9 protein-coding genes are annotated in these 15199 nt (G+C 72.2%); 5 read left to right on the forward strand and 4 right to left on the reverse strand.

All coding sequences use genetic code 11. The features are described from left to right. The first annotated feature begins 107 nt into the window (after positions 1 to 107). Both ABD323_RS10470 and ABD323_RS10475 read left to right on the forward strand, forming a co-directional pair. Complete coding sequence (locus ABD323_RS10470) at positions 108 to 2996, forward strand: AfsR/SARP family transcriptional regulator (protein ID WP_344441061.1); 2889 nt, start codon at positions 108 to 110, stop codon at positions 2994 to 2996. Between the two features lie 56 nt (positions 2997 to 3052). Beyond that, positions 3053 to 3457 (forward strand): hypothetical protein, encoded by a 405-nt coding sequence (locus tag ABD323_RS10475; RefSeq protein ID WP_344441030.1) that lies wholly within the window; start codon positions 3053 to 3055, stop codon positions 3455 to 3457. 198 nt (positions 3458 to 3655) lie between these two features. On the opposite strand, the gene ABD323_RS10480 is transcribed toward ABD323_RS10475, so the two are convergent. The 3 genes from ABD323_RS10480 to ABD323_RS10490 all read right to left on the reverse strand — a co-directional run bounded on the left by ABD323_RS10480 (position 3656) and on the right by ABD323_RS10490 (position 7450). Continuing rightward, the gene (locus tag ABD323_RS10480; protein ID WP_344441031.1) at positions 3656 to 5443 is read right to left on the reverse strand and encodes an Ig-like domain-containing protein; all 1788 of its coding nucleotides are present in this window, start codon (positions 5441 to 5443) and stop codon (positions 3656 to 3658) included. Positions 5444 to 5591: 148 nt separating this feature from the next. Then, entirely contained in the window at positions 5592 to 6668 is a 1077-nt protein-coding gene (locus tag ABD323_RS10485; protein WP_344441032.1) for a hypothetical protein, read from the reverse strand. A 551-nt stretch (positions 6669 to 7219) separates the two neighbouring features. Further along, positions 7220 to 7450: a helix-turn-helix domain-containing protein gene (locus ABD323_RS10490; RefSeq protein ID WP_425555939.1), complete on the reverse strand. Its 231-nt coding sequence runs from the start codon at positions 7448 to 7450 to the stop codon at positions 7220 to 7222. Positions 7451 to 7738: 288 nt separating this feature from the next. Here ABD323_RS10490 and ABD323_RS10495 point away from each other — a divergent pair, with 288 nt between their 5' ends. The 3 genes from ABD323_RS10495 (at position 7739) to ABD323_RS10505 (ending at position 11697) form a co-directional block, all read left to right on the forward strand. After that, positions 7739 to 10102 carry an ATP-binding protein gene (locus ABD323_RS10495; protein ID WP_344441033.1) on the forward strand — a complete coding sequence of 788 codons (2364 nt, stop codon included), beginning with the start codon at positions 7739 to 7741 and terminating at the stop codon, positions 10100 to 10102. 246 nt (positions 10103 to 10348) lie between these two features. Further along, complete coding sequence (locus ABD323_RS10500) at positions 10349 to 10720, forward strand: hypothetical protein (protein WP_344441034.1); 372 nt, start codon at positions 10349 to 10351, stop codon at positions 10718 to 10720. Between the two features lie 86 nt (positions 10721 to 10806). Then, positions 10807 to 11697, forward strand: a complete 891-nt coding sequence (locus ABD323_RS10505; RefSeq protein ID WP_344441035.1) for a hypothetical protein — start codon at positions 10807 to 10809, stop codon at positions 11695 to 11697. A gap of 34 nt (positions 11698 to 11731) precedes the next feature. On the opposite strand, the gene ABD323_RS10510 is transcribed toward ABD323_RS10505, so the two are convergent. Then, positions 11732 to 15136: an nSTAND1 domain-containing NTPase gene (locus ABD323_RS10510; protein WP_344441036.1), complete on the reverse strand. Its 3405-nt coding sequence runs from the start codon at positions 15134 to 15136 to the stop codon at positions 11732 to 11734. Between the last annotated feature and the right edge of the window lie 63 nt (positions 15137 to 15199).

A 15199-nucleotide genomic window follows, 5' to 3' on the forward strand; every position in this document is an offset into this window, starting at 1 on the left:
CCACCGAGCCCGTACCCGCCACCGACCGCACACCCACCGGCGCGCCCGACCTGCGCTTCCACCTGCTCGGCCCACTCACCGCCCGGGTCGGCGACCGCCGCCTCGACCTGGGCCGCAGCCAACAGCAGGCATTTCTCGCCATGTTGCTCGCCCACCCCGGCCGGCCGCTGACCGCCGCCCGCCTCGCCGAGGGCATCTTCGACGAGGACAACCCGCCGACCCGACCCAAGTCCGTCGTGGCCACTCACGCCTACCGGCTGCGTCGCGCCCTGCGCGACCACCACGCCGAACACCTCCTGGTGACCGTCAACGGCGGCTACCGCCTCGACGTCCCCGCCGAGTCGCTGGACTCCGTCGTCTTCGAACGCCTCGTCGCGCAGGCGCAGGAGTCCGCCACCGACCGGGCGCGGGCCCGCGACCTGTTGACCCGGGCGCTGTCCCTGCACCGGGGCGAGCCGCTGGCCGGACTGCCCGGGAGCCATGCCGTCGAGCTGCGCCGCCACCTGGCCGAACGCCGGGTGGCCGCACTGGAGGCCAGACTCGCCCTGGACGTCGACCTGGGGGACAACCCGTCCTGCCTGGTCGAGCTCGACCAGGCCGTGTTCGCCCACCCTTTCCGCGAGCGGTTCCGCGCCCTGCTGATGCTGGAGTACCACCTGGCGGACCGCCCGGCCGAGGCGCGGGCCGTGTACGCCGACGCCCGGCGCGACTACCACGCCGAGGGGCTGGACTGCCCGGAGCTCGACGCGCTGCACGCGCGGATTCGACGGGCCGACCCCACCCTGGCCACGGCCACCCGCCCCGCGGGCCGCTTGGTCGCTCCCCACGAACGGCCGGCTCCCGACCGGGGGACGGACTCCAGCCACGTGCCGGTTCCGGAACAACTTCCCACTCCCCTGGCCGACTTCACCGGCCGGCAGGGCGCCGTCGCGGAGCTGACCGCCGCGCTCACCCGGCCCGACCCGGGTGCGGTGGTCATCTCGGCAGTCAACGGAATCGGGGGTGCCGGAAAGACCAGCCTGGCCGTGCACGTCGCCCACCTCCTGCGCGCGCGGTTCCCCGACGGCCGACTGCACCTGGACCTGCGCGGCACCCAGGCCGACCCGCTCGACCCGGCCGAGGCCCTGGGCCTGCTGCTGGCCGCGCTCGGCGTCGCGGACCGGGAGATCCCGGCATGCCCGGGCGAACGCGCCGCGCTCTACCGCACCACCGTGGCCGGCCGCCGCCTCCTGGTGCTGCTCGACGACGCGGCCTCCACCGAGCAGATCGCCCCGCTGCTGCCCGGCGCTCCGACCTGCGCGGTCCTGGTCACCAGCCGGGTCTGGCTGACCGGCCTCCCGGGCGCCCACCACCTCCACCTCGACGCGATGGAGCCCGCCGAGGCGCTGGACCTGCTCACCGCCGCCACCAGCCGCGCCCGGACCGAGGCCGAGCCGGAGGCCGCCACCGCGATCGTCACAGCCTGCGGCTTGCTGCCGTTGGCCATCCGGGTGGCCGCCTCCCGGCTCTCCGCCGACCCCGCTCAGGGCCTGGCCGGCCTGGCCTGCGCCCTGACCGACGAGCGGACCCGACTCGCCGAACTCACCCACCATCACCTGGCGGTGGAGCCGGTCCTGGCGCTCTCCTACGCCCGCCTCAACCCCGAACAGGCCCGCGCCCTACGACTGCTCGCCCTCCCGGAGGCGCCGGTGCTCGCCCTGGACCCGGCCGCGGCACTGCTCGACCGCTCGCAGGAATGCACCCGCGCACTCCTGGAGACCCTGGTGGACCTCAATCTGCTGAACTCCCCGGCTGCCGACCGGTACGGGCTGCACGACCTGCTGCGCGTCTTCGCCCGCCGGCGCTCCACCGGCGAGGACACCCCGCAGGAGGTCTCGGCCGCGTACGCCCGACTGCTCGCCTTCTGCCTGGCCACCGCCCGCAACGCCGAGGCGACCGCGCACCACGTCGAGCACGACCGTCGCAGCCTGATCACGACGGAGACCGCCGCGCCGGGCCGGACCTTCGAGACGGTCGAGGAGGCGACCGCCTGGCTGCGCGACCAGACCGGCCTCCACCAGGCGGTGATCCGCCGGGCCTGCCAGGACCCGGCCCTGCCACTCGCCCAGGCCGCGGACCTGACGGACAAGATGGGCTCGATCCTGTTCGGCCACGACTACGTGACGACGGTCGGCGAGCTGGCGGCCCGGGTCGCCGCGGCGGCGCCGGCCCGCGGCGAACGCGACGCCGAGGCACTCGCCCGCTCGGTGCGCGGCAGCATGCTCTGGCACGCCGGCTCCTACGCCGCGGCGGGCCGGGAACTCCGCCGCTGCCTGCCGCTGTGCGAAGGGGCGGCGCTGCGCCGGCTGCGCGCCAACGTCCTCCAGCTGCTCGGGGCGAACGCGCGGGTGCTGCGCGACTTCGAGGCGGCGATCTGTCCGCTCGAAGAGGCCGCGTCGCTGTTCCACCGGCTCGACGACGAGACCGCCGAGGGCCTCGCACTCGGCGAGCTCGGCTACGTCCAGGCACGGTGCGGCCATCTCTCCCAGGCCCGCACCGCGGGCGAGCGGTGCGCCGAGCTGACCGGTGGTGAGGTGTCCATCTCCTCGTCCGTCGGGAGCTACTACCTGGCCCGGATCCTCCACCTCTGCGGCGACCTCACGCGGGCTCTGGAACGGGCGGAAGCCGCCCTGGCCCGATTCCGTTCCTTCGGCATGCCCGCCTTCCAGGCCGCGACCGGCGGCCTGATCGCCCGGATCCACCTCACCGCCGGGCGGCCGACGGACGCCGTCCGGGCCGCCGAGGAGGCGCTTGCGCCGGCCCACCGCGTCGGCGGGATGCTGGAGGGCACCGTGCTGCGCACGCTCGGCCAGGCCCTCGCCGCCCTGGGCCACCGCAGCCGGGCCGGCGCCTGCCTCGGACAGGCACGCGAGCACTTCCGGCGGCTGGACCTCGACGCCGACGCGGCCGAAACCGAGCGGCTGCTCGGCGTGCTCATCGAATGTCCATCGCCATGACCGAACCTCATGTCGTGCCCCGGTCAACCGGATCGGGGCAGTCGGGAGGAATGCACATGTCCGTCAAGGGAATCCGCCGGGTCGTCCTCGGCCTGGCCACCACCGCGCTCGCCGGCGGGGTCGCACTGACCGGTGCCGGGACGGCGTCGGCATCGAGCGGCGGCGGCTGCGCCGGCCCGGATTGGAAGCAGACCTGTGTCAGCTCCGGCGGCGGCCAGGTGTCGGCGCAGGCGAACACCAACTTCGCCAGCAACAACTGCACCGAGCAGATCATCCTCTGGGACTACACCACCGGCGGCCAGGCGCTCTCCACCTCGTTCCCCTGCCACTCCGGCCAGTACTCCTACACCTACACCCTCAACAACCCGACCCCGGGCCACGACTACAAGGCCGAGGCCCGCTTCTACTGGCAGCCCGGCAGCGGCTACGACTACCAGCTCAGCCCCGACCTCTGGTACTGAGCCACCGGGCCTGAGGTGACAGGGCCCGCCACCCCCGTGGGCCCCGAGCCCGCACCGCGTCCCGCTCCCGACACTCACGGGGGCGGGACGCCCCGGCACCCGGTGGCCCCGCGCCGGGCCCCGCTCCACAGCGGCACCGGCCGGACGTGGCGGTCCACCGGCGGCACCCCCGGGCGCTGACCTACGGCCCCGGGTGCCTCATCCGCACTGTCCCGACCGTGGCCCCTCCACCGTGTCGCCCGCCAGTTGCAGGGTCGGCTGGTTGCCGTGGCAACTCAGTGGTCCCGAAACCTGGTTGGCTTCGAACTCCGGCACGGCGTCCTCGGACAGCAGGCCGCTGCCGCTGTTGCCCGTGATGCTCACCGGAGCCTTCAGCGTGTTGCCGGAGACCTCCATCCCCCCGGTGTTGCCGTTCAGGTTCACCGGGGCCTCGAACGTACTGCCCGCGCAGCCCGTCCCGTCGTCCGGGTCGGAGCCGATCAGCACGAAGCCGGTGGTCCCGTTGACGCTGAGCGGGCCGGTCAGGGTCGACCCGCAGACGGTGAACGCGGCCGCGCCGTCGACGGAGACCGGGCCGTTGATCCGAGCGCCCGAGACGGCCAGGGCGCCGCCCGGCTTCACCGTGACGGGCCCGTCCTGCTCACCGCCGGGGGCCAGGCACAGCGACTGGCCGGAAGCCACCGTCAGGCTGCCGTGGTGCGCCGTGACGCACGGCGTGCTGAACCCGACGGTCACGTCGGTGGGCTGCGCCGCGCTGGTCGCGGTGAAGCTCGAATCGCCGCTGTAGGCGGCGGTGATGTCGCGGTCCCCCGGCTGGAACGTGCCGGTGGTGAAGGCGGCCCGACCGGCGTTCAGCGGCACGGTCGCCAGCGTGGCCGTCCCGTCGAAGAAGGTGACCGACCCTGTCGGGGTGCCCTCGGCCGGGTCGGCCGGGGCGACGGTCGCGGTCACGGTGACGGGGTGTCCGAAGAGCGGCATGGCGGTGTCCGTGGCGAGCGAGAGCGACGTTCCGTACCGGAACGACACCACCGCCTTGCCGTCACCGTGGTGGACACCCTGGAGGAGGGTGACGTCGGTCGCCACCGGCTCCGCGTGGCTGCTGCCCCCGCCACCACCCGCGCCCGGGAAGTAGCCCGGATTGCCGCCACCGGAGCCGCCGCCACCGCCGTGCCAGCCACCACCGCCACCGCCCCCGCCGGGGCCGCCCGCACCGCCGGTGCCACCGGTGCCGCCACTGCCGGGGTCGGGCTCGCTGGTGATGGGGTCGAGGTCGATGCCGGGGGTACCGGGGCCGCCGTTCAGGGTGTTGGGGTTGCCGTGACCGGCCGCGACCTGGTCGCCGCCCCCGCCCGCCAGGCCGGAGCCCAGCGGGCCGTTGCTCTGGCCGCCGTCCTGGCCGACCTCGCCGCCGCCCGCACCGCCCCGCAGCTCGGAGCCGCCGTTGCCGGCGCCACCACCGCCGCCGGCCACCAGGACGCGGTCCCAGCCGCCGAAGCCGCCCACCCGCACGTCCGAGCCGCCACCGCCCGAACCGCCGCCGCCGTGCGCTCCGCCCCCGCCGCGCCCGTGACCGGTGCCGCCGGGACGGGCGAACTCGCCGTGCCGGGACGAGCCGGGGACGCCGGCGGCACCCACGGTGAGCTGGATGGTCTGCCCGGGGGTCACGGGCAGGGTCGCACGGGTCTCGCCGCCGAGGCCGCCGGGCGCTCCGGAGACCGCCGGGTGGGGATCGATGTAGCCCGCCGCGCTGCCGCCCTCGGCGCCGAACAGGTCGATGCTCACCGCGGTCACGCCGAGCGGCACGGTGAAGGTGTCCGTACCGACCGAGTCGTAGGTGCAGGTCGGCTGCGGCGAGGTGGTGAAGGAACCGCCGCTGCCGCAGGGCGCGGCCGCGCTGGCTGTGCCGGCGCCCGCGGTGAGGGGCACGATCGTGACGGCGACGAGGCCGGCGGTACCGGCCACCGACATCATCCTGGATCTGAACATGGTCCGACGGGGGCTCGGGCTGCTGTCGCTCATGGGATTTGACACTCTTCTCCGGTCAGCTGGAACCGGGGTGGGGGGACGGACGATCCGCAGGCGGGTCGGGCCCGCCTGCGGATCCCCGTCCACCGATGGATCGGGAACCGGTCGGTCAGACGCCGTCGTTGGCGCAGAGCGCCCAGACGTCGGCGTAGGTGTTGGGGGAGCCGACTCCGCCCGCGTGGGCGTCGGCGGTCCAGTACGAGGCCGTGGTGGTGCCGTCGCTGACCGGGTTGCCGCCGGAGTCGCTGGGGAAGCTGCCGTTGAGGTGGTCGCCCTGCGAGCCCGGGCCGGTGTAGTCGGTGGTCGTCACGCTGCCGCCGCTGGCGTCGGCGCCGCCGCTCACCAGCTTGCCGTCGGTGCCGCAGCCGACCGTCACGAGCGTGTTCGCGCCCGGCGAGGACGAGGTGCTCACCTCGGCGTGGTGGACCTTGATCGTCACGCCGCTGACGTCGATGTTGCTGCCGCTGCAGATCGCGTAGGCGTAGGTCTCGTTGGTGGTGCCGCCACCGCCACCGTTCCAGCCGACCGCCGTCCACGAGTCGGGGCCGCTCTCACCGTCGGCGGCCGCCTTGAGGCCGTAGTCGTGCGCGGAGTCGGCGAAGGTGGGAAAGCTCGCGATCGGCTTGAGGCTGCCGACGCTGGCCGGGGTGGTCCGCGCGCCGCCGCCGAGCAGGACGGTGTTGGCCGGACAGGTCGCCGTGACCGCGAGCGGCGTCGAGGCCGCGGACGGGCCGGCGTCCTTGTTCATGACGGTCTGGGTGTGGTTGATCAGGTTGCTGGTGAAGCACACCGCGTACGGGGTGGACGAGAACGAGCTGTTCACCGCGCCGCCACTGCCGCCGATACCGAGCCAGTGGGTGTTGTCGGTGCCCACCACACCGGTCGAGCCGGTGTACTCGGTCGAACCGTCCGAGCTGGGCTCGGTGCCGTTCACGTGGTTGCCGGGAGACGCCGAACCGGTGCCGATGGTCTGCGAGATGCCGCCGCCGGAGATGAGGCCGCCGGCGCAGTCCGCATGGGTCGATATCTCGGAGAAGGTGGTGGTGGGGCCGGCGGTGGCGCCGGGGGTCTTCACCGTCACGCTCACCGTGTTGGCGTACGCGACGCCCGGTACCGCCAGGGCCAGTACGGCGCCCACGACCAGTGCCTTACCCGCGGCGAAGCGCCGCAGAGATCTGCTTCCCATCGAATTCTCCCTTGTTGATTCCGACGCGACGGACGCGGACCGGCAGCCCGCAGGGGCTGCGGGCAGCCGGGGATCGGCTTCCATGGACCGGGCGACCGTCACGGGCCTGCCAGGCGAAGCGGATGCCGAAGGTGCGCACGGCGGTACCCGTGGACCAGCCGCAGCGCCGCCCTCATGATGGGTCGCAGATGCTGGCGGCAGCAACGTCGGAGGCTCGCATCTACGGCCTGCTCAGCTGGCCTGTCCTAGCAGATACGACACTTGACAGATCTTCGCTCCAGGACCATGGCCGGTCGGCCGGAGACGATCGATGGGGCGCGCTCAACGCGCAGCCGGCACTGACGCCGCCCCGGGCCCGGAGCGGATCGACCGTCGGTACGGCTCGGCCCCGGGGCCGCCGCGGCGGCGACGGCCCGCCGAGGTCGAGGCCGAGGTCGCCGTCGCCGTCGCCGTCGCCGTCGCCGTCGCCGTCGGCAAGTGGAGCTCCTCGGTCCGGACGGGCACCACCGCCCGTCCGGACCCCAACTACCCTGCGTGTCCCAGCGCCCCGGTCAGACCCACCGACGGCGTACCGCCTTGACTCCCGCGTCGAATCGGCTGCTCGCCCCCAGGCGGGTCATCAGCTCGGCCACCATGCGGCGCTCGGTCCGGACAGAGACACTGAGGCGTTTGGCGGCGACCGCATCGGTCAGCCCCTCCGCCAGAAGGCCGAGCAACTTCCGCTCCATGAAGCTTGGTTCAGCCGCAGGCCCCTGGCCCGTACCGGTGGTCACACTGCGCATGACTACCCGCCCCCTCCGAGGGTGTTCGAGTGCAGCATGGATACACGGGCGCGCCCAGGTGAGGGGCCGCCATCGTTGATCACGCAGGGAGCGGCCCCAGGCGCAGTCGGCAAGCCGCCGCTGCCTCACCCCGTGCCAGCCCCCATTTTTCCGGGGCCGCCCTCTCTGCACAGCGAAGTCTTCCAAGCCACCGGCCGGTTCCCGAGTTACTCGGATGATCCCGGATGATTCCGGACGGTCGGGTACTCTGCGCGCAGGGACGCGCGACGACCAGGGGGTGGGTGAGCGGTGGCCAGGGGGGCCGATGCACGGGGGGATCGGGGTCCGGATGCGGCACCGTCGCCGGAGGGTGCCTGTGACGCGGCCCAGTTCATCGCCCTGCTGCGGTCGCTGAAGATCTGGGCGGGCAATCCCTCGTTCCAGGAGCTGGCCCGGCGCAGCGGGCTGGCGCGCAGCACCCTTGCCGATGCGCTCAGCCTGAACCGGCGTGGGCTGCCCCGGCTGGAGGTGGTCACCGCGCTGCTGACGGCCTGCGGCGTGACCGGCCGGGAGTCGGCTTCCTGGCAACGCACGTGGCGGGCCTTGCAGGACGCTGAAGACCGCCGCCCGGTGCGGCACCCGGCGGAGCCCGCCGACGGCTCATCCGGCGCTGGGAGCGCCACGGCACCTGCACAACTCCCCCGTTTCCTCCTGGACTTCACTGGGCGCGAGGAGGAACTGACAGCCCTGCGCCGCCTGTTCGCAGAGGCGGGCGCCCTGACGGCCGGCGGCATGGTGGTCATCTCCGCGATGACCGGCGCGGGTGGAGTCGGGAAGACCTCGTTGGCGCTGCACCTGGCACATGAGGTCCGCGAGCGGTACTTGGACGGTCAGCTCTTCGTGAACCTTCGCGGCACCTCGCGGACACCCTTACGGACGGGTGAGGCACTCACCCAGTTCCTGATCTCGCTGGGAGTGCCGCACGAGGCCGTTCCCGAAGGCGACGACAGCAAGTCGGCGCTGTTCCGCAGCATGCTGGCGCCACGCCGCATGCTGATAGTCCTGGACGACGCGCGGGACGCCGCCCAGGTCCGCGGACTGATCCCCGGGGCCGGCCCGCACGCTGTGCTGATCACCAGCCGAAGCCGCCTTCCGACCCTCGAGAGTACGCATCGTGTCGCACTGGACGTGATGGAGCAGGACGAGGCGCGCGAGCTCCTCGGCCGACTCGTCGGCGAGGAGCGGCTGCGAGACGAACCGGAGGCGACTCGGGACATCCTGCGCTCCTGCGCCGGACTGCCACTGGCGATCCGCATCATCGCGGGCCGCCTGATCGCCGCCCCCACCATGGGACTACGCACACTCAGCGGACTCCTGGCCGACCAGAACCGCCGACTCGACGAGCTGGAGATCGAGGACCAGGCGGTCAGGGCCAGCTTCGGTGCGGGCCATGACCTGCTCAACGCCGAACAGGCCCAGGTGTTCAGGCTACTCGGCCTCTGGACCGGGCCGGCAGTCGGTCCCCTCGCGGCGGCAGCCCTCTGCGGCCGTCCGATGCGGTGGACGCAGTCCGTGCTGGGGCAGCTCAGCGCCCTTCACCTGCTCGGCACCACGCAGCCCGAGTGCTACGCCCTCCACGATCTGCTGCGTCTGTTCGCGGCCGAGCGCGCCGAACAGGACGAACCGAGTGATGCGAGGGCGGCGGCCCTCCACCGCCTGCTGGCCTGGTACCACTCGGCAGCAGCCGCGGCCACCCGGGCGCTGAACCCGGAGGCCCAGCTTCCACCCGTCGACTCCTTCGGGGCGGCCGAACTCGTCCCGGTCTTCGACACCGCCGAGGCCGCACTGCTGTGGTACGAGGGCGAGCGCGCCAATCTGGTCGCAGCCGTCCGGCAGGCGGCCGAGGCCGAGCTCCACTCCCTCTCATGGCGCCTGGCCAAGACCCTGTGGGCCTTCTTCAACCTGCGCAAGTACTGGGACGACTGGGAGGAGACCGCCCGGCTCGGGCTGGCGGCCGCGCGCGCCGGAGCGGATCTCGAGGGCGAGGCTGTGATGCTCAACTCCCTGGGCGTCCTGGCGCATGACCTTCACAGGTTCGACGACATGGAGGCCAGTTGCCGAGCGGCCCTTGAGATACAGCGCCGTCGCGGCGACCGACGGGCCATCGCCACGGCTCTGGGCAACCTCAGCGTGGCCTACCGCAAGCTCGGCCGCCTGGAGGACGCCTACGAGAACCAGCTCCAGACGCTGGCGTTCTTCGTGGAGCTCGGCGACACCTACAACGAGGGCGCGACCCGGCTCAACCTGGTCCGCATCCTGCGGGACCTGCACCGACCCGCCGAGGCACTGGAGCAGTGCCTGCGGTCGCTGGCCGTCTTCCGCGACCTGGGCAACACCTATGCCCAGGGCGCGGCCCTCAACACCGCTGCCGCCACCTGCCTCCAACTCGGCGAGCACCAGCAGGCGATCGACTACGTGACCGAGGCCCTGTCGATCCGGAGTGCGACGAACGACCAGCACGGACAGGCCCGATCGCTGGACACGCTCGGACAGATTCTCCGCGAGCTCGGTCGGGAAGAGGAGGCTCGCGCCCATTGGACCCGGAGCCTGGGCCTGTTCACCGAGCTCAACGACCCCTATGCCGCCACCCTCAGGGCCCGCCTCGGTAGCTGAACGCGGGACCGGCCGGCGGGCAGAGAGCCCGAGGCCGGGTACTGTCCCATGCCTGCTGGGCGCACGGGCGGCCCACCCCTACCAGCCCACCCGCAAGATCACGGAACTTCGCGACGCCCCTGACAGCAAGCTGCCAGACACCGGAACGATCCGTTGACGGAGCGTCAGGCCACCAACACGATGGTCACTGCGGCGATCGACGGGCATTCGGTCCGCGACACCGTTGGGTCAAGAACGGGGAAATCAATGGTGGCACTGCGCAACAAGATCGCAGCACTCGCCCTCTCCGCCGGCGTTCTCGCCGGCGGGGTGGCGATGGCCTCGCCGGCCAGCGCTTCGACCACGTCCTGCTCGGCGGCCCGGGGCGTCGAGGTGTGGGAGTACTCGAACTACGGCGGTGGGTGCGTGATGTTCACGTCGAGCACCGCCGACACCCGGAGCATCCGCTACCCGAGCGGCAACAACGTGTACGCCTTCGCGGGGACCGCTGAGAACAACTACCCGTGGACGGTCAAGCTCTGCTACGAGATCAGTGGTAACGGGGGGTGCCAGTACTACGGGCCCGGGCCCTACTCGGCCAACCTCAACTTCCAGGGTGCCGGCTCCGTCTACATCTAGCCGCATCGGCACCACCAGGTGAGTGACTGCGCTGGCTGCGGAATGCGATCCGCAGCCAGCGCCCACTGACGGAAAGGGATTTCCCCGTGCGACGGATCGTCGTATGTGGCGCTGTGGCGGCAATGATCACCGCCGCGAGTGCTTGCGCAACCGGGCACTCAAACGCAAAGCCCGGGCCCGCCGACACCATCAGCGGTTCGGATTCGGCCGTGGTGGCGCCGACTGCGCCCGCTGGATTGTTTCTGGCGATACCGCTGCCTCTCGACGCGTACGGTCGGACCAGCAGTCAACTCGCGAATCTCACAGCGGCCTTCAACATCCTCGACCACAAGTGCATGAAGGCCGAAGGCTACGATTACCCACCTGCGCAGTTCCTCCGGCCGCAGCAGATACCGGCGACTTCGGCCAACTTCATGCGGTACGGAGAGGACACGGACCAAGCCGCCGATCTCAGCCGCAGCGACTTCGGCTACTACCAGACCGGACACCGCGGCGACCCCGATCCGACTCTCTCGATGTCCCAGGCGGAGCACGTCGCACAGTTCGGCAAGCCCGGTGGCAAGCCCGGCGGCTGTGCCCAGCAGGCCTCGGACCAACTGTCGGCGAACGGGGGCGACTACGCGCAACCGGCAGTCACGGTCGGCAACCTCGATCGGCAGTCGTTCCTCGCCTCCCTCGAGGACAGTCGGGTCAAGGAAGTGATCGCCTCCTGGTCAGCCTGCATGCGAGGGCGTGGATACGCGGTCGAATCTCCGGTGGGCACACACACCAACGTCTTCGAGTGGCAGCACGATGAGCGACTCGCTGACGTCGCATGCAAGCGGCAGGTCGACCTGATCCGGGTCTGGTCGGGCGTCGAGACCGAGATCCAGAAGAGGTCGATCGACGAGAACGCGCAGGCACTGGACCTCGAGAAGCAGCGGTGGGAGACCACCGTACGCAACTCGGCGTCAGTGATCGCCACGAGCGGCCACTAGGTCCTTCCAAGGGGGCAGGGGCGGAACGTGGGTGTCAGCGCTTGTCCGGCAGCAGGAACGCGCGGCGCTCCTCGGTGCTGAGCTCCCGGAACACCCTCTTGTGGGCGCGCCGCAGCAGGCCGTCGACGTCGTGTCCGGCCAAGGTCCAGATGCGTACGGTTCGGTCGCGGGAGGCGGTCGCGAGGCGCGTGCTGTCAGGGTGCCAGGCGAGGCCGTTGCTCCAGTCGGCGTGGACGCCGAGTACGGCGACCTGGGTGGCGGCGTCCGGGTTCCAGAGTCGGACCGTGCGGTCACGGGACACGGACGCGATGCAGGCGCCGTCAGGTGACCAGGCGACGTCCTGGACTGGGCCCTCGTGGCCGGCCATGACGGCGAGTTCGGTGCCGCCGAACGGGTCCCACAGGCGAATCGTGTGGTCGCGGGAGCCGGTGACCAGGCGGCGGCCGTCGGGTGACCAGTGGACTCTCCAGACGTCGTCCAGGTGGCCGTGCAGGGTGGTGACGGGGATGCCGACGGTGGCGTCCCAGACGATGGCGGTGCGGTCCGTGCTGGACGTGGCGAGGTAGCGGCCCTCCGGTGACCAGGCCGTACCGCCGATCCAGTCCGCGTGGCCGCGCAGAACGTGGACGGTCGCACCGGTGGCGGCGTCCCAGATGCGAGCCGTGCCGTCGCGGGAGGCGGTGGCTATGCGGTTGCCGTCGGGGGACCAGGTGACGTAGGACAGTTCGGCGGCGTGCCCGCTCAGGACGATGTCATCGCCACTGCCGTCCGCCCGCCACACGACGGCTGCGCCGTCGCGCAGAGCGGTGACCAGACGAGTGCCGTCTGGGGCCCATGCCACCGCGGACACCTCACCGCCGCGCCGAAGGCGGGTCGTACGGCCGGTGGCGATGTCCCGGATACGCACGGAGCCGTCCTGACAGGCAGAGGCGATGCACGTCCCATCGGGCGCCCACGCCACGTGGAGGACCGCATCGGCCTGGCCGCCGAAGAGATCGGTCGATTCGGTGACGTCCCACACAGCAGCGGTCCGGTCACGGGAGGCGGTCGCCAGCCGCTTCCCGTCGGGGGACCAGGAGACGCCGTAGATGGTGTCCGCGTGGTCGGTGAGCCGGACATCCCCACTGGTGCCGTCGAGGCTCCACAGGTGGGCCGTACGGTTCGCGTCGCCACCGGCAAGGCGGGTGCCGTCCGGAGACCAGGCCAGGGAGTTGATGACCTCCGGGTTCTCCAGCGTCCGCTGTGCCTCCCATCCGACGGTGTCCCAGATCCGAACGGTCCGGTCACCGGAGGCCGAAGCGAGCCGACGGCCGTCGGGCGACCATCGGACCGACTCGATGTTGTCCTGGTGATCGGTGAGCACCGTGACGAGAGCTGCCGTGGCTGAAGCCCAGACCCGCACCGTGCCGTCTTCTCCGCCGCTGGCCAGGTGTTCTCCGTCCGGTGACCACGTCACGCTCCAGACCATGCGCTCGTGCCCGCGCAGCACCGCGCATTCGGCGTACGTGTCGGTGTCCCAGATCCGCACGGCGCGGTCGCTGCCGACGGACGCGAGGCGGGTGCTATCGGATGACCAGGCGACACCGCCGACCCCCTGCTCCCGGTCGCCGGTCGCCGCCGTGTGGCGCAGGACGGCCAGTTGGGCCCAGGTGCCCGTGGACCAGACGCGGACGGTGGAGTCCCTGCAGCCGACGGCCAGCCTGAGCCCGTCGGGGGCCCAGACCACCGCTTGCATCCAGGCACCGTCCCCCTCGAGCACGACCGGTTGGTCGTCGCCCTCCGGGCGCCACACGCGGACGGTGCCGTCGTCGCTCGACACAGCCAGCAGCTGAGCGTCCGGCGACCAGGCCACCGCGGATGCGCCGCGTTCGAAGCCGCGCAGCACCGCGCGCAACCGTGAGACGCCCAGCACCGTGTGCAGCGCCTGGACCGCTCCGGGTGTGGCCGCGCACTCCTCGACTGCCGCAAGGGCGGCGAGCACGGCGGTCTCGGGCTCCGTGTCGAGGCGTTCGAGGGCTCGGACGGCCACCGCGTCCGCGGCACGTTCCCTCGCCGCCCGATCCGCTCGTTGCGACCGGTCCACGAACTCTTCGACCAGCGGCGTCGCGCCGACCGTCCGCGCCGACTGCGCCAGCCACCGCCGTGCGACAGACAGCCGCTCCCCTGTGAGGAGGTACGCGTCCTGGCGCTCCGCGCGGTCCCAGTCCTGCACCCAGCGTTCCAGCTCGGTGCGGCGGCGCAGGTCCTCGGTACGCGCGGCGACCGCCTGGCGCAGCGGCGCCCACTGGCGGAACAGCGCCTCGTGCGCCACGTCCAGTACGTCCCCGTCGCTGGAGAGCAGGCGTCCGGCGACGAAGGCGTCGGCGACCTCCCGCTCATGCGGGGCGAGGTCGCCGCGGCGGACCCGGCGACGGGTGGCCTCGTTGCCGTCGACGGTGACGAACCGCAGCAGGGTGGGGATCCCAGGTGCGTCCGCCAGTTCGGCGGCGATCTGGTCGGCCCTCTCGGACAGGGCTCCAGCGACGCCGCCGAGGGCGCGGTAGGTTTCTTCGGTCACCGTCCCGCCGGACCCTCCGGCGCGTAGGTACAGCTCCTGGAGCGTGTAGGCGAGCAGGGGCAGCGCGTCGCCGCCTCCGCAGTCGTCGACCATGCGGGCCACGACCCCAGGCGCGAAGGTCAGCCCGGCCTGCTCGGCGGGCTTTTCGATCACCTCGTACAGCGCGTCCCGAGCGAGCGTGCCGACGACGGTCGGCTCGCGCACCAGCTCGGAGAAGCCGGACTCCAGGAGCCCGGTGAGGAAGTCCGAGCGCAAGGTAGCCACCATCCACAGCCGCGGGTCACGGCGCAGCGCGTTCCGTACGGCGGCGAGAAACGCGTCGCGCTCCTCGGGCCCGGACAGGGTGAGCAACTCTTCCAGTTGGTCGATGACGAGCAAGGCGGGTCGTTCGGACGGCAGTCGGGTCAGTCGCTGTTGCAGGGTGCCGACCGGGTCCACCCCTGGCGAAAACGGTGCTGCGACCGCCCAGCGCCCCCGCCGCCGGGCCAACGCCGGCAGCAGCCCGGCCCGGACCAGCGACGACTTGCCACTGCCCGACGGCCCAACCACGGTCACGAACCGCTGCGCCCGCCTCGGCGCCGCCGGGTGCAGCCGTCCGACCAGGTCGGCGATCTCCCGGTCCCGCCCGAAGAAGACGGCTGCGTCGTCCTCTGTGAAGGCTTCCAGCCCCGGGTACGGAGGTTGGGCCCGGTCCCACATCCGGCGCACCGGCGACGGCCGGTCGAGGACGTGCAGCGCGATCTGGCCTCCGACGAGAAGGACCAACGCGACGCCGGTCAACGGCACCGACCAGTCCCGCAACAGCCTCAGCGGCAGCGGCACATGGTCCGTTTGGCCGGTCGCGTAGTTGGTCGCCATGCCCAGCAGGGTCCCGATCAACATGAGCAGGACATCGACCACGAGTTTGATGGGTCGTCGCTCCACAGATCAACAACCTATCCGGCG

The sequence above is a fragment of the Kitasatospora nipponensis genome, from assembly GCF_039528135.1.
Classification (GTDB): domain Bacteria; phylum Actinomycetota; class Actinomycetes; order Streptomycetales; family Streptomycetaceae; genus Kitasatospora; species Kitasatospora nipponensis.